A 22,709-nucleotide genomic window follows, 5' to 3' on the forward strand; every position below is an offset into this window, starting at 1 on the left:
CTGGTGACGGGTCAGAGGTGGGGTGAGGCCGGGTCGCCGCCGAGCCGCAGGTCGCCGACCCCGTCGAGGATCTTCTCCGAGGACGCGACATGGCGGCTCGCGGTGATGAGGTCGCGCAGGCACCGGTCGAGCGGGGTGTGTTCGGTGTAGACCGCGGCCGTTCCCACGGTGTCGTACAGCAGTTGGACCGCCTCCCGGCAGGCGCGGTGCGCGAACCGGCGGGCCAGCGCCGCCGTGCCGCGTTCCGGCGTCAGGCCCGCCGCCTGCGCGGCCCACGCCTTCTCCAGCGTGGCGTACACATAGGCGTCCGCCGCGCCGATGAGCGACTCGGCGTGCGCGAGGTCGGCCGGGACGCCCGGCCGGGGCAGCGCCGCACGACGGGCGGACAGGATGTCCCGCGCCGCCTTCAGCGCGGCCCTGCCGATGCCCAGTGGCACGCCCGCCATCTTGAGCGCCAGGTTGTCGGCGCGCAGATGGAGCGGCTCCCGCCGGGTTCCGGACGGTACGAGACGGAAGGTGTGCCGGTCCGGGACGAACAGCCCGGCGACCTCGAAGTCGTGGGAGCCGGTGCCGCGCAGCCCGGTGGTGTGCCAGGTGTCGAGCACCCGGGCGTGGGCGGCGTCGAAGACGGCGATCGCCGGGGTGCCGTCCGGGGTCAGGAACCCGGCCATCACCCGGTCGGCGTGGCTGATCCCGCTGGCGTGGGTCCAGCGGCCCGTCAGGAGGTGGCCGTCGCCCCGCCGGACCGACCGCCCCGTCGGCGGCAGCACCGTCGCGGTGACCAGGTCCGGCTCCGGGAACAGCTCGGCGAACACGTCCGCGGGCAGGGAGACCTGGGCCAGCGCGGCGTTCAGCGCGACGGCCGCGCACCAGGCGACCGAGGCGTCCCCCTCCGCCAGCAGGTCGACCGCCCGGGTGAGCTCCGGCACGGTCATCTCGACGCCGCCCAGGGCCGGCGGCAGGGCGGCGCGCAGCAGCCCGGTGGCCTTCAGGCCGTCGAGGACGTCGGCGGGGATCCGGCCCGTGCGCTCGATCTCCGGCGCGCCGGCCGGGAGGCCCGCGGCGTACGCCCGCACCCGGGCCATGACCGAGGCGGCGGTCAGGTCCGTCCCGGCCCGGGTGGGCAGTTCGATGGCGGTCATCGGGTCCTCCTGCTGCGGCGGTCGCTCCCGCCCCGGCCGGTTCGGCGGGGCGGGCGGGGCGGGGGGTTCGGGCGGGTCCGGGTCACAGGTCCTCCAGGGCCTTGCCGAGTTCGGCCGCCAGCGTCCGCAGGTGCGGGGAGCGCATGACGCTGTAGTGGTCGCCGGGCACGTCGACGCTCTCCGCCTGGTCGCCGAGCAGGTCCAGCCACTCCCGGGTGGTCGCGGCGCTGGCCCCGTCCATGGCCCGCAGCAGCCGGACCCGGCCCGGGTACGGGGCGGCGTCGTGGTCGGCCAGCGCGCGGGCGAGGCGCAGGAACCGGTTCGCGAGCCGTTCCAGGGTGGCGGCGTCGATCTCGGCCGGCAGGACGGCGGCCTGCCGGGCCCGGCTCAGCAGCTCCTCGACCGGGGACCGGTGCCGCGTGGGCTCGAACTCGGCGGGACCGGGGTGCCAGTCGCTTCCCGCCAGGCCGGCCAGGTCACGGGCGAACCGGGCGAGCAGCGCCGCGTCGGAGGCGGGTTCGGCGCGGCCGGGCGGTTCGAGCAGGTCCACCGCCGCGACCAGCTCGACGGTCCTGCCCCGCCCGGTGAGCAGGCGGGCGGTCTCCAGGGCGAGCACACCGCCCATGGACCAGCCGCCGAGCCGGAACGGGCCGTCCGGGAACCGTGCGGTGAGCGCGTCGGCGTAGTGCGCGGCCAGGCCGGCCACGGTCGTCGGCGCCGGTTCGGCGTCGGGGTACTGCAGGGCGTACAGCGGCTGGTCCTCGTCCAGGAGGGCGCCGAGACCGGCGTAGCAGAGCACGTCGCCACCGACCGGGTGGACCAGGACCAGGGGCGGCCGGGACCCGGTGTCCCGGAGCGCGACCAGGGCCGGCCGGGCATCGTCGCCGGACCGCTCGCGCAGCACCTCGGCGAGCGCGGCGACGGTCGGCCGGGCGAGCAACGTGGCCACCGGCAGGGACCGGCCGGTGGCCTGCCGGACGCGGGCCATCATCCGCACCGCGAGCAGCGAGTCGCCGCCCAGGTCGAAGAAGTCCGCGGTGACGTCCACCTCTTCGCCGGCGGGCCCGAAGAACTCGGCCCAGATCCCGGCCAGCAGCCGTTCGGCCGCGTCGCGCGGTGCGAGCCCCGCACCCGGGCGCGGGGCCGTCTCCCCGGGCGACGGCAGCAGCCCGCGGTTCACCTTGCCGTTGCCGGTCAGCGGCAGTTCGTCCAGCAGGACGATGCGCGCGGGCACCATGTAGCCGGGCAGTTCCCGGCCGAGGGCCTCGCGCAGCTCCTCCTCGGAGGTCTCCGAGACGGCGTACCCGACGAGCCGTCGCGGGCCGCCGCGCTCGCCCTCGGCCACCGCGGCCGCCGCGCGGACGTCCGGCCGGCGCAGCAGTGCCGCCTCGACCTCACCGAGCTCGATCCGGTGCCCCTGGATCTTCACCTGGGAGTCGACGCGCCCCTGGAACTCGATGGTGCCGTCCGGCAGGTACCGGCCGAGGTCACCGGTCCGGTAGAGCCGTTCGCCCGTCACCGGGTGGCGCAGGAACGCCGCGCGGGTCCTCGCCTCGTCGCCGAGGTAGCCGCGGGCCAGGCCGGCGCCGGCGATGTACAGGTCGCCGGTGACCCAGGCCGGGCGCGGGCGCAGCGCCCCGTCCAGCACGTGGAAGCGCTGGTTGCGCAGCGGTGTGCCGTAGGGAACGCTCGTCCAGTCGGGGTCCACCCGGGTGACCGGGTACTGGATCGACCAGACGGAGGCCTCGGTCGCGCCGCCCAGGCTGAGCACCCGGGCGTCCGGCAGGAGCGAGGTGACGGCCCCGGGGAGGGTGACGGGGATCCAGTCGCCGCTCAGCATCACCACGCGCAGCGACGGCGGACCGCCGAACTCCCGGGCGTGGGTGAGGAACATGTCCATCAGCGCGGGGACGCTGTTCCAGATCGTCACGTGGTGCCGGTTCGCCAGTTCGAGCCAGGCGGCCGGTTCGCGCTGCGCCGACGCGTCCGGCAGGACCACGGCCCCGCCGGCCGAGAGCAGGCCGAACACGTCGTAGACCGAGAGGTCGAAGTGGAGCGCGGACAGGGCCAGGACGCGGTCGCGGGCGGTCACGCCGAGCCGGTCGTTGATGTCCTGGACCGTGTTGACCGCGCCGGAGTGCTCGATCATCACGCCCTTGGGCACGCCGGTGGAGCCCGAGGTGAAGATGACGTACGCGAGGTCGCCGGGACGGGCCGGGGACGGCGGCAGGGGGCCGTTCTGCCCGGTGTCCTCCGGTTCGGTGTCGACGTGCAGCGAGCGGGTGCCGTCCGGCAGGTCGAGGCCGTCCGCGACCGCCGACCGGGTCAGCACCAGTCCGATGCCGGCGGTCTCCATGATCAGCCGGAGCCGGCGGCCGGGTGTGGCGGCGTCGACCGGCACGTAGGCGGCCCCCGCCTTGAGGACGCCCAGCACCGCGACGACCTGCTCCCAGCTCTTGTCCATCACGATGCCGACGAGCGTGCCCGGACCCGCGCCGTGGCCGGTCAGCCACCGGGCGATCCGGTCGGAGCGGCGGTCCACCTCGCCGTAGCCGAGGGTCCGGCCGGCGGTGATGACGGCGGGCGCGTCCGGCCGGATCTCCGCCTGCCGCAGGAACCCGTCGTGCAGCAGCCCGGCGGGCACGGGGGCGTCCGTGGCGTTGACCGCCCGGCGCAGCTCCAGGTCGGCCACCGGCGCGAGCACCGACGGCGGACGGCGCCACGCCTCCTCGCCGCACAGGTCCCGCACCAGGTCCAGGTACGCCTCCCACATCCCGTCGACGACACCGTCGGGGAACATCTCCTCCACCACGTCCCAGTTGAGGACCAGTTCCCCGGCCTCCTCCAGAGCCTGGTGGTCGAGCCACACCTGCGGGGTGCGGACCGAGCTGGACGCGGGCCTGCCGCGGACACCCAGCTCGGTCAGTGCCGTGAGCGCGCCGCGCTCGTCGTCGCCCTGCCCCGCGAAGCCGATCGTGCTGGTGAACACCACGGGCATACCGGCCAGTCCGGTCCCGCCCCGGGTGCGGTTGATCTCGCGCAGCACCTCGACGCCGCTGACGTGCCCGTGTTCGAGGTCGGTCAGCAGCCGCCGCTGCAACCGCGCGGCTCCCGAGGCGAAGTCCTCGACGGGGGCGGTGTCGACCTCCAGCAGGGTGGTCGCGCTGAGGTTCCCGACGATCCTGCCCACGTCCTCGTGCAGCGGCCGCCGGTTGAACGCCAGCAGGTTGAGCGTGAAGCGCGGCGAGGCGCTCCAGGCGCCCAGCACCTGCGCGTACGCGGTGCACAGGGCGGCCGAGGGCGAGATGCCCGCCGCGGCGGCGTGGTCCTTGAAGCGCCGCCAGTCCTCGGGCGCGATCCGGTCCGAGCGGTGGGTGAACACCGGCCGCCGTGGCGCGGGTCCCGGGCGCAGCGGCAGGGCGGGCGCGGGCGGCAGGGAGGGGACGCGTGCCTGCCAGTAGGCGAGCGACTTCTCCCGCCGCGCGGTGTCCGCCCCGGCGGCGAGCACGTAGTCGCGGTAGGTGAGGCGCGGGTCGGGGGTGGCGGGCGCCCCGGAGCGGTAGGTCTGGGCCCACTCCCGGAACAGCACCCCGGAGCTGCGGCCGTCCACGATCAGCGCGTCGAAGTTGAGGTGCAGCCGGGTGGTGCGGGCGTCGAGCAGGGTGGCGCGGATGTCGAACAGCGGCCAGACCTCGGTGTCGAAGACCTGGTGCCGCATCTCCTCGTGGATCTCCGCCAGACGGCGGGCCCGTTCGGCGTCGTCGCACGCGCGCAGGTCGGCCGTGGTGATCCGGAAGTCGGGGACCTCGGCGAGCACCCGCTGCCGCCCGTCCCCGGAGACGACCGCGCGGAGCATGTCGTGCCGTCGGACGAGGTGCCGGAAGGAGGCGGCGAGCCGGTCGAGGTCGGTCTCCTCCAGGTCGACCTCGACCAGGAAGGAGGTGGAGACGTTGCCGAGTTCGAAGGCGTCGGTGCGGCCGATCAGGTAGGCCTGCTGGAGGTCGGTGAGCGGGAACGGCTCGTGGCGGCCCGCCGGATCGGCCGCCGGCGTCGGCATCGGCGCGGGTCCGGCGGTGCGGTCCGGGCCGCCGTGGGCCGCCTGGACGGTCCGCGCGATCTCCGCCACGCTCCGGCCGTCCAGCAGGTCGGGCAGCGGAACGTCGACGCCGAGCCGTCGGGCGAGGGTCAGCCGGATGTCCATCGCGATGAGCGAGTCGACGCCCAGGCCGCGCAGCGGCAGGTGCAGGTCGTCGCCGGTGACGGCCGCGCCGCGGGCCCGGCCGACGATGCCGACCACCAGCTCGGCGGCGCTCTGCGAACCGGCGTTCTCCGACCCGGTGCTCTGCGAACCGGCGCTCAACGAACGAGCCTTCTCCGGACCGGCGTTCTCCGAACCGGCTCTCCCGGTCCCGGGCGCGGGCGACTCCTCCGTGCCGGGTGCGGCCGGTCCCCGCGTCCCGGTTCCGGTCGGCCGTCCCGTCCCGGGTGCGGGGGCCTCGGCGGCGCCGGGCACGGCTTCCAGGCGTACGCCGTCGGCGAGCGCCACGGGCGTGCCGTCGGCGCCGACGAGCCGTACCTGCGCGACCAGCGGGCCACCCTCGGCCGGAACCCGCCGGTGCGTGGCTCCCGTCCACAGCCAGTACCGCTCGCGCTGGAACGGGTAGCCGGGCAGCGCGGCGGGCGGCCCGGCGGGCTCGCCGTGCACGCCCGCCCAGTCGATCCGGACGCCTCGCGTGTGGAGCACGCCGAGGCCGTCCAGGAGGGTGCGCCGGGCGTCCTCCCCCTCGGCCGGCGACGGCAGGAACACGGCGTCCCCGGCCGTCGTCCGGACCCGGTCGGGGAGCGGCGCGGCCGGCCCGATCTCCAGGAAGGTGCGGTGTCCGTCCCGCAGCAGCGTGGCGACCTCGTCGGCGAACCCACCCCGTCCGGCGGCGTCCGCCGGGGTCCGGGCCGCCGCCCGCAGCGCGTCCTCCAGGCTCAGCGTGCCCGCGACGCACGCGGCCACCAGCCGGCCGATGCCGTGCCCGGCGACGGCGACGGGCCGCACCCCCCACGACCGCCACAGTTCGGCGAGCGCGTACGCGACGGCGAAGGGCGAGGTCCGGCGGCCTGCCGTGTCGGTGCCCGGGTCCGGGGCGTGACGGGGCTGCGGCCGGGCTCCGGCCGCCTCGGCGACCGCCTCGGCGCACCGGTCCAGGGCGGCGCGGAAGACCGGCTCGGTCGCGGACAGTTCGGCGGCGAGCCAGGCGTACCGTGCGTCCGGGCCGCCGGTGAACAGGAACACCGGGTCCCGGCCGGTCTCCGGGGTCCGCCGGCCGACGCGGACGCCGGGCGGCGGCGCCTCGCCCGGGCGGGTCCGGGTGAGGAGGTCCCGCAGCTCGGCACGGGAGGACGCGACGGCCGTGAGCCGGTGCGTGAAGTGGGGCCGCCCGAGGCTCGTGGTCCGGCAGACCGAGGCGAGCGGATCGCCGTCGGTGCCGTCCGCGCCGCCGGCGAGCAGGTCGGCGTAGCGCGCGGTGAGTGCGGCGAGCGCGGCCGGGGTCTTCGCCGACAGGGTCAGCAGGCGTGGCCCGTCCTGCTCGGCGGGCGGCGCCTGCGCCGCGGACTCCGCGGCGGGCGGGGCCTGTTCGAGGATCACGTGGGCGTTGGTGCCGCTGATGCCCTGCGAGGACACCGCGGCGCGTCGCGGCCCGGGCGTGTCCGGCCACGCGGTCTCCTCGGCGACGAGCTCGACCGCGCCCGCCGACCAGTCGACGTGCGGGGTGGGCTCGTCCACGTGGAGGGTGGCGGGGAGCCTGCCGTACCGCATCGACAGCACCGTCTTGATGACCCCGGCGACCCCCGCGGCCGCCTGGGAGTGCCCGATGTTGGGCTTCAGCGACCCCAGCCGCAGGGGCTGGTCCCGGTCCCGCCCGTAGGCGGCGATCAGGGCGCGCGCCTCGATCGGGTCGCCGAGCGGGGTGCCGGTGCTGCTCGCCTCCACCACCTGGACGTCCCCCGGCGCCAGCCCCGCGTCCCGCAACGCCTGCCGGACGACCCGCTGTTGCGCGGCCCCGCTCGGCGCGGTGAAGCCGTTGCTGGTGCCGTCCTGGTTCACCGCGCTGCCGCGCACCACGGCCAGCACACGGTGGCCGAGCCGCCTGGCGTCCGACAGCCGCTCCACCAGCAGCAGGCCCACGCCCTCGGAGAACCCGCTGCCCGCGGCGGCGGCCGAGAACGGGCGGCACCGGCCGTCCGGCGCCAGGCCCTGCATGCGGGTGAACTCGGTGAACAGCTGCGGTGTCGCCATGACCGTCGCGCCGCCCGCCAGCGCCATCACGCACTCGCCGCGGCGGAGCGACTGGACGGCCAGGTGCAGCGCGACCAGGGAGGACGAACAGGCCGTCTCCACGGTGAGCGCCGGGCCGCGCAGGCCGAGCGTGTAGGAGATCCGGCCGGACGCCACGCCGCCGGCCGTCCCGGTCGTCAGGAAGCCCTCGGCCTCCTCGGGCACCTCGCCCTGCCCCAGCCCGTAGTCGTTGCAGGACAGCCCGGTGAACACGCCGACCTCGGTGTCGCGTACCGACTCCGGGTCGATCCCGGCGTCCTCGAAGACCCGCCAGCTGGTCTCCAGCAGCAGCCGCTGCTGCGGGTCCATGGCCAGGGCCTCGCGCGGGCTGATGCCGAAGAAGCCGGCGTCGAAGTCGGCCGCGTCGTGGAGGAAGCCGCCGGAGCCGGTCAGGCTGCGGCCTCCGTTCGCGGGGTCGTACAGGCCGTCCTCCCAGCCGCGGTCCCGGGGGAACGGGCCGACGGTCTCCCCGCCCGAGGCCAGCAGCCGCCACAGGGCGTCCGGCGAGTCGACGCCGCCCGGATACCGGCACGCCATGCCGACGATCGCGACGGGCTCGTGCCCGCCCTCCTCCAGTTCGCGCAGCCGTTCGCGCGCCTGGTGCAGGTCGAGGGTGACGCGCTTGAGGTACGCGAGCAGCTTCTCGTTCGTTTCTGATCCCATGACGGATCGGTCCTCCGTGGGCCGGTCAGGAGCCGGAGAGCTCGCGGTCGATGAAGTCGAGCAGTTCCTCGGCGGTCGCGGCGTCGACGAGCGCCGCCACGTCCGCTCCGGGGTCCCCGGAGGTGTCCTCCGGTGCGGCCGGTGTCCCGTCGGCCGGTGTCCCCCCGTCCGGTGTCTCCCCGTCCGGTGTCTCCCCGTCCGGTACGAGTTCGCCGTCCAGGAGGGCGACGAGTCCGGGCAGCGTGGGCGCCTCGTACAGCAGGGTGAGGGGGAGGGTGAGGCCCGTCGCCGTGTTGAGGCGGTTGCGGAACTCCACCGAGGTGAGCGAGTCGAACCCGAGCTCGCCGAACGACCTGTCGTCGGGGATCGCCTCGGGCCGGGAGCCCAGGACGGCGGCCATGTGACCGCGGATCACCTCGGCGAGGAGCGCGGCGCGTTCCGCCGCGGCCAGGGCGGTCAGCTCCTCACGCAGCGGCCGCTGCCGCCGGTGTCCGGGGAGACCGCCCGGCCGGCCCGCTCCGGCGGCCGCCACCACCGCGCGCAGGACCGGCGGGAGGTCCTGTCCGAGGGCGCGCAGGGCCTCGTGGTCGAGCCGGGCGGGCGCCAGGACGGCGTGCGGTGACGGCAGGGCCGCCTCCAGCAGGGCCAGGCCGTACTCGGGAGCCATCGCCACCAGTCCGGCCCGGGCGAAGCGGGCACGGTCGGCGGCGGTGAGCGAGCCGATCATGCCGTCCGGGTCGTCCCACAGGCCCCAGGTCAGCGCGAGGGCGGGCAGCCCCCGCGCGCGGCGGTGCCGGGCGAGCGCGTCCAGGAACGCGTTGGCGGCGGTGTAGCCGCCCTGTCCGGCGCCGCCGAGCGTCCCCATGATCGAGGAGACCAGGACGAACGCGGTGAGCGGGTGACCCGCGGTCAGCTCGTGCAGATGCCAGGCGCCGTCGGCCTTGACGCGCATCACCCGGTCGATCTGCGCGGGAGTGAGCGAGGTGACCGGAGCGTCGTCCACCACGCCCGCGGCGTGGACCACGGCGGTCAGCGGGTGCCGGCCGGGTACCGCTTCGATCATCCCGGCGACGGCGTCCCGGTCGGCCACGTCCACGGCCGCGAACCGCACCTCGGCGCCGAGCGCCTCCAGCGCGGACGCCAGCTCCGCCGCTCCGGGCGCGTCACCGCCGCGGCGTCCGGCCAGCAGGAGCCGCCGTGCGCCGTGTGCGGTGACCAGGTGCCGTGCGACGGCCCGGCCGACGGCGCCGGTCCCGCCGGTGATCAGGACGGTGCCGTCGGGGTCGAGGACCGGCGGGACGGTGAGCACCACCTTGCCGACGTGGGCGCCCCGGCGCAGCAGCCCGAAGGCCTCGGGTGCGCGCCGCACGTCCAGGTCGGTGACGGCGGGCCAGGTGAACGCGCCCTCGGCGAACAGCTCGACCACCCGGTTCAGCAGGCGGCCGAGGTGCTCGGGCGGCAACCGCAGGAGGTTGGAGGCCCGGTAGCGCGCTCCGGGGTGCGCGGCGGCCACCTCGGCCGGGTCGCGCGGATCGGTCCGGCCCAGTTCGACCAGGAGCCCGCCGGGACGCAGCAGCCGCAGCGACTCGTCGACCAGTTCGCCGGTCAGCGAGTTCAGGACGACCGCCATGCGCCGGCCGCCCGCGCCGAAGCGCTCGCCGAACCCGGGCTCACGGGACGAGGCCAGGTGGTCGTCGGCCACGCCGAGGGCGCGCAGCGCCGGCCACTTGGCGGCGGACGCGGTCGCGTGGACCTCCGCGCCCAGGTGGCGGGCCAGCTGGACGGCGGCCATGCCGACGCCGCCCGCCCCGGCGTGGATCAGCACGGGGTCGCCCGGCCGTACGCCGCCCAGTTCGGCCAGCGCGTGCACGGCGGTCATGTGGGCGACCGGTACCGCGGCGGCCCGGGTGTAGGACCAGCCCTCCGGGATCTTGACGAGGGTGCGGTGGTCGGCGTGGGCGACCGTGCCGAACGCGCCGGAGAACAGGCCCATCACCCGGTCGCCGGGGGCCAGGCCGGTGACACCGGGCCCGGTCGCGGTGACCACGCCGGCGCCCTCCAGCCCGAGCGGACCCGGGTCGCCGGGGTGCATGTCGAGCGCGCCGAGGACGTCGTGGAAGTTGAGCCCGGCGGCGCGCACCGCGAGCCGGACCTGGCCGGGGCCGGGGGCGGCGGCGGCCTCGGGGCAGGGCCGCAGCTCCAGGGAGGTGAGGGTGCCGCGTTCGGGTATGTCGAGGCGCCAGTCGGGCGCGTCGCCGGGGAGCGGGAGCGCGGGGTCACCGGCGGCGGGCGCGAACCGGGGCACCAGGACGGCGCCGTCCCGGACCGCCACCTGGTTCTCGTCCGGCACGAGTGCGGCGGCCGGCACCTCGGCGGCGTCGGGGGCGAGGTCCACCAGGAAGAACCGGCCGGGGTGCTCGACCTGCGCCGTCCGCACCAGACCCCAGACCGCCGCCTGCGCGAGGTCACGGACGGTCTCGCCGGGCCGGACGGCGACCGCCCCGCGGGTCACCAGCACCAGCCGGGACCCGGCGAGCCGGTCCTCGGCGAGCCACCGGCCGAGCAGCTCCCGCGTTCGGCGGACCGCGCCGCGTGCCGCCGTCGCCGGGTCGGTCCCGCGCTCACCGGCCGGGCAGGCCACGACGGCGTGCTCGGCCGGCTCGGCGGCCAGGGCGTCCGGGGCGAAGGCGTCCCACGGGACGGGCACCGGTCCGGTCGGCGGGACGGCCGTGGGCTCGGACAGCGGTTCCCAGTCCAGCGCGAACAGCGAGCCGCGCGCCACGGCCGCGGGATCGGCCGGGCGGGCCGCCGCGACCGGGCACAGCTCCAGCGACTCGACCAGACCGGCCGGCTCTCCCGAGCCGTCGGCCAGGGTCAGGCGGAGTCCTCCGGCCGCCGCCGGCGTCGCGTGCATGCGCAGGGACGTGCGGCCGCCCGTACCGGACAGGGACACCCCGCGCCAGCGCAGCGGCTGCACACACCGGCCCTCGCGGGCCGCGGCGTCGGCGACCAGGCCGTGCAGGGACGCGTCGAGCAGGGCGGGGTGCAGGTGGTAGGCCCCGGCCTGCGCGGCCTCGGGCTCGGGCAGGACGGCCTCGGCGAACCGTTCGCCGTCGCGGCGCGCGGCGGTCCGCAGTCCCTGGAACACCGGCCCGTGCTCGTGGCCCCGCAGGGCCAGGTCCTCGTACAGGCGGGCCGGCGGCACCGGTGTCGCGTCGGCCGGCGGCCGGTCCACGGTGGCCCGGGCGGGTGCCGTGGCCGGGGCGGGCCCGAGGGTGCCGGTGGCGTACTCGGCCCACTCCCCGCCGGTCGCCCGGCCGGACACCCGGCAGGCCCGCCGTCCGTCGCCGTCCTCGCCCGACACCCGGACGCGCAGGTCGACGGCGCCGTCCTCCGGGAGTTCCACGAGCGGGGAGACCGTCAGCTCCTCGATCCGCGGGGTGCCGGCGTGCGCACCCGCGTGCAGGGCCGTCTCCAGGAACAGGGTGGGCGGCAGGACGATCGTGCCGGACAGGGTGTGGTCGGCCAGCCAGGGGTGGGAGCGGGTGGTCAGCCGCCCGGTGAACACCGTCTCGCCGTCCCCGAGTTCGACGGCCGCGCCGAGCAGGGGATGACCGGCCGGGGCCTGGCCCAGTGCGGCCGTGGCGGACGGCCCGGAGGCGCCGGTGAGCCAGTGGCGGCGCCGCTGGAAGGGGTAGGTGGGCAGCTCGACGTGGCCGGCGGCCGTTCCGGTGAGCCGTTCCCACGCCAGGGGCAGCCCCCGGACGTGGGCCTCGGCGGCGGAGGTGAGGAACCGCCGCAGGCCGCCGTCGTCACGGCGCAGCGAGCCGGTGACGATCCCGCCGGTCCCGGCCTTCTCCAGGATCTGGCCGATGCTGCCGGTCAGCACCGGGTGCGGGCCCGCCTCGACGAACGTCGTGTGGCCGGAGGCGATGAGCGCCTCGACCGCCTCCTGGAAGCGCACGGTGTGCCGCAGGTTCCGGTACCAGTAGGACGCGTCGAGCGCGCCGCCGTCCTGCCAGTCGGCGGTGACCGAGGACATCAGCGGGATCTCGCCGGTGCGCGGCGCCAGCGGCGCCAGTCCGTCCAGGATCCGCTCGCGGATCGGCTCGACCGCCGGGCTGTGCGAGGCGAAGGCCGCGGGGACGACGCGGGCGTTGACGCCCTCGGCCCGGTAGGCGTCGACCAGGTCGGCGATCGCGTCCGCGGCTCCGGCGACGGTGGTGGTGGCCGGTCCGCTGACCGCGGCGACGCTGAGCGCGCCGAGCCGTTCCCGTACCCGCTCCACGGGCAGCGGGACCACCGCCATCGCGCCCGTGCCCATCAGGTCGACGGCCAGGGCGCTGCGCAGGGCGATGGCGCGGGCGCCGTCGTCCAGGCAGAGCGCTCCGGCCACGACGGCGGCGGCGATCTCCCCCTGGGAGTGGCCGACCACGGCGTCCGGGACGACCCCGGCCGACCGCCACAGCTCGGCCAGCGACACCATCACGGCCCACAGCGCGGGCTGTACGACGTCGACCCGGTCGAGCAGCGGCGCCCCGGCCAGGACGTCGGCCAACGACCAGTCGACGTAGGGCGCGAGCGCGCGCTCGCACTCGGCGAGGCGGGCGGCGAAGACGGGGCTCTCGGCGGCGAGTTCCGCCGCCATGCCCCGCCACTGGCCGCCCTGGCCGGGGAAGACCAGAACGGTCCGGCCGGGCTCGCCCGCGCGGCCGACGACCACGTGGGGTGTCTCCTCGCCGCGGGCCAGCGCCGCCAGGCCGTGGCCGGCCTCCCGCCGGTCACCGGCGATCACCACGGCGCGCTCGCCGAGAGCCGCCCTGGCGGTCAGGGCCGGTGCGGCGGCGACCGGGTCGAGCGGTGCGGCGGCCAGCCGCCGGGCCTGCTCCCGCAGCGCGTCCGGGGTCCGCGCGGACAGGACGAGCGGCACCACGGGCGGCCGTACCGGCTCCTCGGCGGGTCCGGCCGGGGCCGGCGGCTCCGCCAGGATCACGTGCGCGTTGGTGCCGCTGATGCCGAACGAGGAGACGCCGCAGCGCCGGGGGCCGCCGGTGTCCGGCCAGGGCCGGGCCCGGTCGAGCAGGGACAGCGGCCCGGACGCCCAGTCCACGTGCGGGGACGGTTCCTCGGCGTGCAGCGTGGCGGGCAGGGTCGCGTGCCGGAGGGCCTGGACCATCTTGATGACGCCGCCGACGCCCGCCGCCGCCTGCGCGTGGCCGATGTTGGACTTGAGGGACCCCAGCCACAGCGGCCGGTCCCGGTCCCGCCCGTAGGCGGCCAGCAGGGCGTTGGCCTCGATCGGGTCACCGAGTGCGGTGCCGGTCCCGTGCGCCTCCACCGCGTCGACCTGCCGCGGAGCGAGCCCGGCGTCGGCGAGCGCGTCCGCGATGACACGCTGCTGGGCGACCCCGCTCGGCGCGGACAGCCCGTTGGAGGCGCCGTCGGAGTTCACGGCGCTGCCGGCGACGACCGCCAGCACGGGATGGCCCCGGCGGCGGGCGTCCGAGAGCCGCTCGACGACGAGCATGCCCGCGCCCTCGCCCCAGCCGGTGCCGTCCGCCCGGGCGGAGAAGGCCTTGCAGCGGCCGTCGGCGGCCAGCACCCGCTGGCGGGACAGTTCCACGAACATGCCGGGGGTCGCCATGACGGTGACCCCGCCGGCCAGCGCGAGCGAGCACTCCCCGGAGCGCACCGCCCGCACCGCCTGGTGCAGCGCGACCAGCGACGCCGAGCAGGCGGTGTCCACGGTCAGCGCGGGCCCGTTCAGGCCGAGGACGTAGGCGATCCGCCCGGAGATCACGCTGGTGCCGGTGCCGGTCAGCAGGTGTCCCGCGACGCCGTGACCGGCCGCCTCCATGGCCGGCCCGTAGCCGGAGTGCATCGCCCCGGCGAACACACCGGTCCGGCTGCCCTTCAGCGCCGTCGGGTCGATCCCGGCGCGCTCCAGCGCCTCCCACGCGACCTCCAGGAGGAGCCGCTGCTGCGGGTCCATGGCGAGGGCCTCGCGCGGGCTGATCCCGAAGAACTCCGCGTCGAAGTCCGCCGCGTCCCGGACGAAGCCGCCCTGGCGGACGTAGGAGGTGCCGGTCCGCTCCGGGTCCGGGTGGTGGAGCGTCGCCAGGTCCCAGCCGCGGTCGTCGGGGAAGTCGCCGATGGCATCGGTCCCGGTGTCGACCAGGTGCCACAGGTCCTCCGGCGAGTGCACCCCGCCGGGGAACCGGCAGGCCATGCCCACGACGACCACGGGGTCGTCGTCGGCGCGCTCCGGCGCGGCCGCCGGGGCGTCACCGGCGGCCGCGCCCGTCCTCAGCCCGTCGACGGCGGCGGCCAGGGCGGCCGGGCTCGGGTGGTCGTACAGGACGGTGCTGTCCAGCTTCAGCCCGGTCGCCGCCGACAGCCGGTCGCGCAGTTCGAGCGTCATGACCGAGTCCAGGCCCAGATCCCGGAACGACCGGCCGGGCGGGACGTCGGCGGCCGTCGCGGCGCCCAGCACGACCGCCGTCAGACTCCGGACCAGCTCCAGCACCGACGGGCCGTCGGCACCCACGGCCGACAGCACCGAGGGGGCGTCGGCACCGACGGCCGACAGCACGGACGGGCCGTCGGCACCCGCGGCCGGCTCCGGCACCCACGGGCCGTCGGCACCCGCGGCCGGTGCCGGGGCCGGGACGCCGGTCGGGTCGGGCACCCGCCCCGCGACACCGGGGCTTCGGGCCGGCCGGCAGGAGACGCGCTGGAACGGGTAGGTCGGCAGGTCGGTCAGCGGCGCGGAGCCGGGCAGCAGCGCGGCCCAGTCCACCGCGACGCCGCGCACGAAGGCCTCGGCGGCCGACGTCAGGAACCGCTGCCGGTCGCCGTGACCGCGCCGCAGGGTGGAGAGCGCCGCGCCGTCCCCGCCGCGCAGGTCGATCGCCTGCCGCACGCCCGTCGTCAGCACCGGGTGCGGGCTGATCTCCAGGAACGTCGAGTGGCCCGCGTCCAGCAGCCGCTCGACGGCCGGGCCGAACCGCACCGGCTCGCGCATGTTGCGGAACCAGTAGCCGGCGTCCAGCTCGGCGGTGTCGACGGGCGCGGCGGTGACGGTCGAGTGGAACGGCACGTCGACGGAGCGCGGGGTGATCCCGGCGAAGGCGGCGAGCAGGTCCTCGCGCAGATCTTCGACGTCCGCGCTGTGCGAGGCGTAGTCGACGCGCAGCCGCCGGGTCCGCACCCGGTCCCCGTAGTGCGCGGCCAGCGCGTCCAGCGCGAAGCCCGGGCCGGCGACGACCGTCTGCGCGGGGCCGTTGACCGCCGCGACCGACAGCGGGGCCGCGACCGCCGCGACGTCCCGCCGCACCTGTGCGGCCGGCAGCTCGACCGACAGCATCCCGCCGCGGCCCGCGATCCGGTGCAGCGTGCGGCCGCGCAGGGCCACGAGCCGCGCGCCGTCCGCGAGGGACAGGGCGCCCACGGCGGTGGCGGCGGCGATCTCGCCCTGCGAGTGGGCCACCACGGCGGCGGGCTCCACCCCCGCCGAGCGCCACAGCGCGGCCAGCGACACCATCACCGCCCACAGGACGGGCTGGATCACGTCGTCGGTCTCCAGCGGCGGCGCGCCCCGGACGCCGCGCAGGACGTCGAGCGGCGACCAGTCCACGTACGGGCCGAGCGCCTCGGCGCACGCGCCGATCCGCCCGGCGAAGACGGGGAAGGTGTCGATCAGCTCCGCCGCCATGCCGGCCCACTGCGAGCCCTGGCCCGGGAACACGAAGACCGGCCGGACCGGCGGTCCGTCGTGCCGGCCCGCCACCACGGCCGCCGCCGGCTGTCCGGCCGCCCGCATCCGGAGGCCGTCGAGGAAGCCGTCCCGGTCGTCCGCGACGACGACCGTGCGGTGCTCGAACGTGGTGCGGGTGACGGCCAGCGACCTGGCCACCGAGGCCGTGTCCAGCTCCGGCCGCGCCTCCACATGCGCGCGCAGCCGGGCGGCCTGCTCGCGCAGCGCGCCTTCGTCGCGTGCCGACAGGACCCAGGCCGGCGCCCCGGCACCGCCGCCTCCGGCCGGGGCCGGGGGGAGGGCCCGGGACGGGGGGAGGGCGGGGCGGTCGGCGTCGCCGCCGGCGGGCTCCGCGCCCTGCCGGTCCGCGAGGATCACGTGGCAGTTGGTGCCCCCGATCCCGAACGAGCTGACGCCCGCGACCAGCGGCCCCTCCGGCACCGGCCACGGCCCGGTCTCCGTGTTCACCCGCAGCCGCAGCGCGTCGAGCGGGATCCGCTCACCCGGTGCGCTGTGGTTGAGGCTGGGCACGAGTTCACGCTCGCCGACGCACAGGACGGTCTTGACGAACCCGGCGATCCCGGCCGCGCCCTCCAGATGGCCGATGTTCGTCTTCACCGACCCGACCAGCAGCGGCTCGTCGCCGGTGCGGGCCGAACCCAGGGCCGCGCCGAGCGCGGCTGCCTCGACCGGGTCGCCGGCCCGCGTCCCCGACCCGTGCAGCTCGACGTAGCGGACCTCGCCCGGCTCGACGCCCGCGTCGGCACAGGCGGCGAGGATCACCCGCTCCTGCGACGCACGGCCGGGCGTCGGGAGCGTCTCGGTCGCCCCGTCGTTGTTGAGGGCGCTGCCACGGATCACGGCGAGGACGCGGTCGCCGTCCCGGACGGCGGCGTCGAGCGGTTTGAGGACGACGATCCCGCCGCCCTCCCCCCGGACGTAGCCGTTCGCGCGGGCGTCGAAGGTCCAGCAGCGCCCGTCCGCCGACAGCGTCCCCGCCCGCTCCAGGGCCAGGGTGCTCTCCGGTGCGAGGATCAGGCTCACCCCACCGGCCAGGGCCAGGTCGGACTCGCCGCTTCGCAGGCTCGCGCACGCCAGGTGCACGGCGGTCAGCGACGAGGACTGCCCGGTGTCCACCACCAGACTCGGACCGTTCAGGCCCAGCGCGTAGGAGATCCGGTTGGCGATCACTCCCCGCTGCGTTCCGGTCAGCGTGTGCCCGGTCACCGCGTCGGGGCCCAGGCCGTGCAGCAGGGTCGCGAAGTCGTCGCCGATCGCCCCGAGGAACACGCCGGTGCGGCTGCCGCTGAGGTCGCCCGGCAGGGTCCTGGCGTGCTCCAGGGCCTCCCACGCGAGTTCGAGGGCCAGCCGCTGCCGCGGGTCCATGACGTCGGCCTCGCGCCGCGAGATGCCGAAGAACCCGGGATCGAACGTGTCGACCCGGTCGAGGAACCCGCCGCGCTCCGGGCCCCGGCCGTCCCGCCGGCCGGTGACGGCGTCACCGCCGTCGCGCAGCAGCCGCCAGAACGCCTCCGGCCCGTCGGCCTGCGGGAACCGGCAGCCGATCCCTATGACCGCGATCGCGCGTGAGCGGCGCTCACGCCTGCCGTGACCAGCACTTCCCATTGTCGATGCACCCCGGTGTCTCTGCCGAATCCGGCGGGTCCCGTGACGGGGGCGGGCCGGCCCGCGCGGGCGGCCCCCCTCGTCGCCCTGTCGTCTGCCTACTGCGCGCTGCTCACCGGACTGCTCGGGTGCACCTCGCGTTCGATGCGCGGCAGGAGTTCGGGCACGTAGATCTTCTGGATGGCGTCGCCGGAGTCGTGCGCCTCCCAGTGGGCGCGGCTCGCCCAGCGCTCGACGAGGACGAAACGGCCGGGGTCGTCCTGCGACTGGTACGCCTCCCAGGCGACGCAGCCGTCCTCGGCGAGACACAGGGGCCGCATCCGGGCCAGGGCGTCGGCCACCGCAGGGATCTCGTCGGACTCGGGTACGCGGACGATGACGATGAGGTCGAACATCACTGCTCCTGGGAGTGGGGGAGGCCGGCCGGGCCGGCGAGGGCGTCACGGGCGACGGCGGGGAGCCACTGGGCGATCGGGGTGAAGGGGTGGCCGAGGGACGCCGCCTTGTCGCTCGCCATGGCGAAGTCGGACGGGCAGGAGAACGGGGACAGACCGGGATCGCCGGAGGGGTCCTCCTTCTCGATCACCTCGGCCGTGAGTCCGGTGGCGCTCTCCACCGCGGCGCAGACGTCGTAGACGTCCGCGGTGTCCGGGGAGGCGACGTTGACCGCTCCGGTGGCCGGGGAGAGGGCCGCCCAGGCGAGGAAGCCGGCGGCCTCCTCGGCCCGTACCAGTGACGTCCGGCCGGGCGACGGGTGGGCGACGACGGGCTGTCCGGCCGTGACGCGGTCGAGGTGGAAGCGGAGGCGGCCGGTGAAGTCGCCCTCGGCGGCGAGCACATGGGCGACCCGGGCCAGCAGCACCGGCACCTTCGCGTGACGCGTCAGCGCGGCCTCGGCCTGGCGCTTGCCCTCGCCGTAGTGGGCGTCCAGGTAGCCGGGGGCGTCCCAGGGCAGGGTGGTGTCGAAGTCGTACTCGGCCGGGTCGAGTTCCTCCTCCCGGGCCCGGGCACCGAACGGCGGGGCCGGGAACCGCCAGCGGAAGGTGTCCTTGTTGTACACCTCGATGGTGCTGGTCATGACGATCTTCCCGGCCCGCTCGCCGAACGCCTCGCACACCTCGACGGCCGCGCCCGGCGTGTAGCACATCTGGTGGATCACGGCGTCGAACCGTTCCCCCGCCACGGCGGCGGTCAGCGCGCCGGGGACGTCGACGTCGGCGCGCAGCCGCCGCACCGTGTCGCCGAACGGGTCGGGGGTCTGCCCGCGGTTGACGAGGGTGACCCGGTGCCCGTCCGCCAGCAGCTTGTGCACCAGCAGCTTCCCGAAGAACCGGGTGCCGCCGATGACGCAGATGTCAGACATTCTCTCTCACTGTTCCTTCGTGCTCGGTGGCTTGCGCGTCCGCGGCCGCGAGGTCCCGCCCGCCGTCGGCCGGGCCGGAGCGCCGGCCGCTCAGACAGACGAGTGCGCAGCCCGCCGCCAGCAGGGCTGCGACGTACCAGTTGCCGCCCGCCACGCCGAGGGAGCGCGACAGGTCGAAGAGGATGCCCGCGGCCAGGGAGCCGGCCATGTTCCCCGCGCTGCGGAAGAAGTGCATCGCGCCCATCGCCTTGGCCAGCCGGTGCTCGGGCACCCGGCGGGAGATCCAGAGGTCGAACGACGGTACGAAGAGGATCTCCCCGAGCACGACCGTCAGACAGCCGACCACCACCCAGGGGCCGGTGCGGCCGGCGCCGAACGCGAGGAACGCGACGGTCATCCCGGTCAGCCCGACGGCCATGACCGTCCCCGGGCTGAACCGCTTGCTGAGCAGCTGGAACAGCGGGTACTGGAGCACCAGGACGCTCAGGCCGGTGATCCAGAACGGTGCGGAGGGCGCCCACCCCGGGACGTACTCCTCCATGTGCAGCGGGATGCCGACCACGAAGCCCAGGGACAGCGACCAGAACGCCGCGGACAGCAGGAAGTAGCGGGTGGCGCCGCGCACTTCGATGCCCTTGAACGCGGCCAGGTTGAACAACGGGACGCGCCCGCCCGCGGTGTGCGGCACCCGTTCGGAGCCGTGCCGGGGGATCAGCGCGGAGGTGATCACACAGAAGCCGGCGAAGAACACGAACACCACCGTGAACAGCGTCCGCAGCCCCACACCGGCCAGGGCGGCGCCCAGCAGCGCGCCGCCGAAGAGGCCGACCTGCCCCGCCATCTGGAACGCGGAGAACGCCTTGGGCCGTTCGTCCTCGGGGAAGGAGACCAGGACGTTCTTCAGGCCGGGGAAGGACGTCCCCGAGCCGAAGCCGATGAAGAACGCCAGCAGGCTGTACCCGAGCACGCCGTCGGCGAATCCCATCAGCCCGAGCGCGACGGCCTCCAGCGCGGTGCCGAGGAACACGGTCGCGCGGACCCCGGCGCGTGCGGCGATCCCCTCGTAGCAGAAGGTGGCGAGCAGCCGGCCGACGTACGTCATACACATGACCACGCCCGCCCAGAACCCGCTGTCGGACCCGCCGAGGGTGGCGACCAGCACGGGGAACCAGATGTAACTCCCGGTGTTCGCCAGGAGGATGCCGCCGACCACCCCGACGAGCGCGCGCCTGCGTTCCCTGCTCATCGCTCCTCCTTCCGGTCCGCGCCCGCGGCACGGATCTCCGCGATGGTGCGGGCGACGGCCTCCCGGTCGATCGGCACACCCCGCACGACCGTGCGCAGCGGGAGGGCGGACAGCGGCCGGCCCGGGGCGTGCAGGTTGTAGGTGGCGGCCTGGCCGGCGCTCAGGGGGTGCGCGGCGCGCCGGTCGCCGCTCAGCTCGTCGAAGTAGCGGCGGCCCCCGACCGTCGCCTGGTGGCGCAGCCGGGTGTCGAGCGAGGCGTCGTCGCCCCGCAGCAGGCCGAGTTCGCTCAGGAAGGAGTAGCCGTGGTACGCGCCCGTGTTGCCGGAGTCGGTGCCGATCAGCAGCCTGTCCCGGGCCAGGGTGGCCAGCGCGTTGCGGCGCATGTCGGCCAGTGCCGCGGTACGGGTCTCCTGGCAGCCGAACTCGATGCCGTACGGCTTCTCGACGGTCCGGGCGAACTCCAGGTTGCGCAGGTCCTGGGTCTCGGCGAAGCCCTCGCGCCCGTACTCCGCCTCGAACTCCTCGCCTGTCATGATCATCGGGCGCAGTCCGGCCAGGGTGGAGACGAAGCGGGCGTCCTCGAGCTCCTTCCAGTCGGCCCCGTCGAGCGTGCGGTCGCGCACGCTGTGGGCGAAGAGGCGGAAGCCGCACTCGTAGGCCCAGCGGGTCTCCTGGAGGGTGTTGCAGTCGATGACCGCGGTGAGGCCCCGCGCGGCGGCGACCCGGGCGGTGAACTCCAGCACCCGGCGGGACAGCCGGGAGAACTTCACCGGGCTGTCCGGCTGTTCGGTGCCGTCCGTGAACATCACCTTGAGGAAGGTGCCGCCGCGTTCGACGTTGGACCGTATCGCGTGTTCCAGGTCGGCCTCGGTGGCGATCATGTGCACCGGGGCCGGGAACTCCACGCCGTGGCCGGTGAGGCCGGCGGCGTTCGTGGTCGCGGTGACCGCGTAGCCGCAGTGGACGATCTCGGGGTACGGCACCGCGGAGGCCGCGCGGCCGGCCGCCCAGGCGTCGGCCACCAGCGGGAAGCCGAACATGTCCACCACATGGGTGACCCCGTGGTAGACGTACTGCAGCGCGACGATCCGCGGGTCGTCGGCGGTGTCGTCCCAGTTGGCGGGCAGCGACACATGGGCGTGGGTCTCGGTGTAGCCGGGCCACAGCTCCGTCTCGCCCCCGCCGCGGGCCCCGGTGGGCTCGACACGGGTGAAGACGCCCTCCTCGACGGTGACGTCGAAGACCGTGTCGGCGTCGAGGCTGGGGATGGCGACGCCGGAGAGCTGGTGGCGGCTCATCGGGCGACCTCGAGCTTCATCCTGAGGTCGATCAGGTCCAGCGCTTCCTCGCATCGCTTGTTGACCTCGGTGCGGTCGGCGCCGGTGAAGATGACGTGCCCGATCCAGTCGAAGTTGCTGGTGGACAGGCGGGTGACCCGGGTCCCGGCCTTCTTGTAGGCGAGGGCGTCGTGGAAGCCGGGCAGGTCCTGCAGCGCCTCGAAGCCGATGGAGTCGACCGTGCCGGCGACCGGGGCGCCGAACCAGTGGCCGCCGGCCGTGGTCTCGCCGGGGAAGGGCAGCTCGGGGCGCTCGCCGAGGGCCTGCCTGATGACCTCCAGGTACGGGTCGACACCGGAGCTGAGCTGCATCAGCGTCGGCACGATCCCGCCGATGAGACGGCCGTTGACCTCGCACAGCACCGGGCCGTCCGGACCGAGCAGGAACTCGGTGTGGATGAAGCCGAAGTCCACGCCGAGCTCGTCCAGTACGCGCGTGGTCATGGCGAACAGCTCGTCCTGCAGCGGGTGTCCGCTGAAGTAGGTGGCGCCCATCTCGATGAAGTACGGGAAGCCGCTGAGCGGACGGTCGGTCAGGCCGAGGTTGACCACCTCGCCCCGGCCGAGGACGCAGGACTCGACCGAGATCAGCTCGCCGGTGACGAACTCCTCGATCAGCACGTCCGGGATGCGCCGCACGCCGCGCCCGTAGTCGGCGACGTCCGCCAGGTCGGCGAGGTAGGCGCGCAGGTCGTCCTCGTCCTTCAGGTGGAGCACGTGCAGGCTCGCCGTGCCGTCGGAGGGCTTGACCACGCAGGGGAAGCCGATCTCGCGGACGGCGGCCTCGACGGCGGCGGGGTCGTCGGCGTCGGCGACGTGCGCGAAGCGCGGCTGGCGGACTCCGGTGCCGTCCAGGGTGAGGCGGGTGAGGTGCTTGTGCCGGGCGTTGCGGGCGCCCTCGACGCTCATGCCGGGCAGGCCGAGCGCCTCGGCGACGGCGGCCGTGTGGACGGTGTGGTACTCGCTGTAGGTGGTCACCCCGTGGATGGGGTTCTCCGCGTGCAGCCGGCGTGCCAGGGCCGTCAGCTCCTCGATGGAGAAGGCCTGTTCGCTCTTGACCACCTGGCAGTTCGGGTGGGCGTAGGCGGCTTCGGCCAGCGGGGAGACGCCGAGGTAGAAGTCGGGGTCCACCGACACCAGCGTGACGTCGTGGCCCAGTTCCAGGGCATTGGCGATGCCGGCGATGCCGTTGGGGTTGCATTCGATCATCAGGATGTGCATGTCAGCGCTCCGTAGGTTCCTGGGGTGG

8 protein-coding genes are annotated in these 22,709 nt (G+C 75.7%); all 8 read right to left on the reverse strand.

Annotation, left to right across the window (positions count from 1 at the left end; all coding sequences use genetic code 11):
- Positions 1-11: 11 nt before the first annotated feature.
- The 8 genes from B446_RS19865 to B446_RS19900 all read right to left on the reverse strand — a co-directional run bounded on the left by B446_RS19865 (position 12) and on the right by B446_RS19900 (position 22,681).
- On the reverse strand, positions 12-1,142 hold the full coding sequence (locus tag B446_RS19865) for an acyl-CoA dehydrogenase family protein (protein WP_020941229.1): 1,131 nt from the start codon (positions 1,140-1,142) through the stop codon (positions 12-14).
- Positions 1,143-1,224: 82 nt separating this feature from the next.
- Positions 1,225-8,133, reverse strand: coding sequence for a hybrid non-ribosomal peptide synthetase/type I polyketide synthase (locus B446_RS36150; RefSeq protein WP_020941230.1), 6,909 nt, complete (start codon positions 8,131-8,133; stop codon positions 1,225-1,227).
- 25 nt (positions 8,134-8,158) lie between these two features.
- Entirely contained in the window at positions 8,159-17,515 is a 9,357-nt protein-coding gene (locus tag B446_RS19875; protein ID WP_020941231.1) for a type I polyketide synthase, read from the reverse strand.
- A 98-nt stretch (positions 17,516-17,613) separates the two neighbouring features.
- The gene (locus tag B446_RS19880; protein WP_020941232.1) at positions 17,614-17,910 is read right to left on the reverse strand and encodes a putative quinol monooxygenase; all 297 of its coding nucleotides are present in this window, start codon (positions 17,908-17,910) and stop codon (positions 17,614-17,616) included.
- The gene (locus B446_RS19885; protein WP_020941233.1) at positions 17,910-18,878 is read right to left on the reverse strand and encodes an NAD-dependent epimerase/dehydratase family protein; all 969 of its coding nucleotides are present in this window, start codon (positions 18,876-18,878) and stop codon (positions 17,910-17,912) included. The genes B446_RS19880 and B446_RS19885 overlap by 1 nt, the downstream gene beginning before the upstream one ends.
- Entirely contained in the window at positions 18,871-20,124 is a 1,254-nt protein-coding gene (locus tag B446_RS19890; RefSeq protein WP_020941234.1) for an MFS transporter, read from the reverse strand. Before B446_RS19890 ends, B446_RS19885 begins: the two co-directional genes overlap by 8 nt.
- Positions 20,121-21,422, reverse strand: a complete 1,302-nt coding sequence (locus tag B446_RS19895) for an amidohydrolase (RefSeq protein WP_020941235.1) — start codon at positions 21,420-21,422, stop codon at positions 20,121-20,123. The genes B446_RS19890 and B446_RS19895 overlap by 4 nt, the downstream gene beginning before the upstream one ends.
- Positions 21,419-22,681: an ATP-grasp domain-containing protein gene (locus tag B446_RS19900; RefSeq protein ID WP_020941236.1), complete on the reverse strand. Its 1,263-nt coding sequence runs from the start codon at positions 22,679-22,681 to the stop codon at positions 21,419-21,421. The genes B446_RS19895 and B446_RS19900 overlap by 4 nt, the downstream gene beginning before the upstream one ends.
- Positions 22,682-22,709 lie beyond the last annotated feature (28 nt).

Origin of the sequence: Streptomyces collinus Tu 365 (assembly GCF_000444875.1) — a bacterium.
Taxonomy (GTDB): domain Bacteria; phylum Actinomycetota; class Actinomycetes; order Streptomycetales; family Streptomycetaceae; genus Streptomyces; species Streptomyces collinus_A.

What these genes read in the sequence shown, in the direction of transcription:
- B446_RS19880 (WP_020941232.1), bottom strand. Translation starts at nt 17,910, where the DNA reads ATGTTCGACCTCATCGTCATCGTCCGCGTACCCGAGTCCGACGAGATC.
- B446_RS19895 (WP_020941235.1), bottom strand. Translation starts at nt 21,422, where the DNA reads ATGAGCCGCCACCAGCTCTCCGGCGTCGCCATCCCCAGCCTCGACGCC.
- B446_RS19865 (WP_020941229.1), bottom strand. Translation starts at nt 1,142, where the DNA reads ATGACCGCCATCGAACTGCCCACCCGGGCCGGGACGGACCTGACCGCC.
- B446_RS36150 (WP_020941230.1), bottom strand. Translation starts at nt 8,133, where the DNA reads ATGGGATCAGAAACGAACGAGAAGCTGCTCGCGTACCTCAAGCGCGTC.
- B446_RS19885 (WP_020941233.1), bottom strand. Translation starts at nt 18,878, where the DNA reads ATGTCTGACATCTGCGTCATCGGCGGCACCCGGTTCTTCGGGAAGCTG.
- B446_RS19890 (WP_020941234.1), bottom strand. Translation starts at nt 20,124, where the DNA reads ATGAGCAGGGAACGCAGGCGCGCGCTCGTCGGGGTGGTCGGCGGCATC.
- B446_RS19900 (WP_020941236.1), bottom strand. Translation starts at nt 22,681, where the DNA reads ATGCACATCCTGATGATCGAATGCAACCCCAACGGCATCGCCGGCATC.
- B446_RS19875 (WP_020941231.1), bottom strand. Translation starts at nt 17,515, where the DNA reads ATGGGAAGTGCTGGTCACGGCAGGCGTGAGCGCCGCTCACGCGCGATC.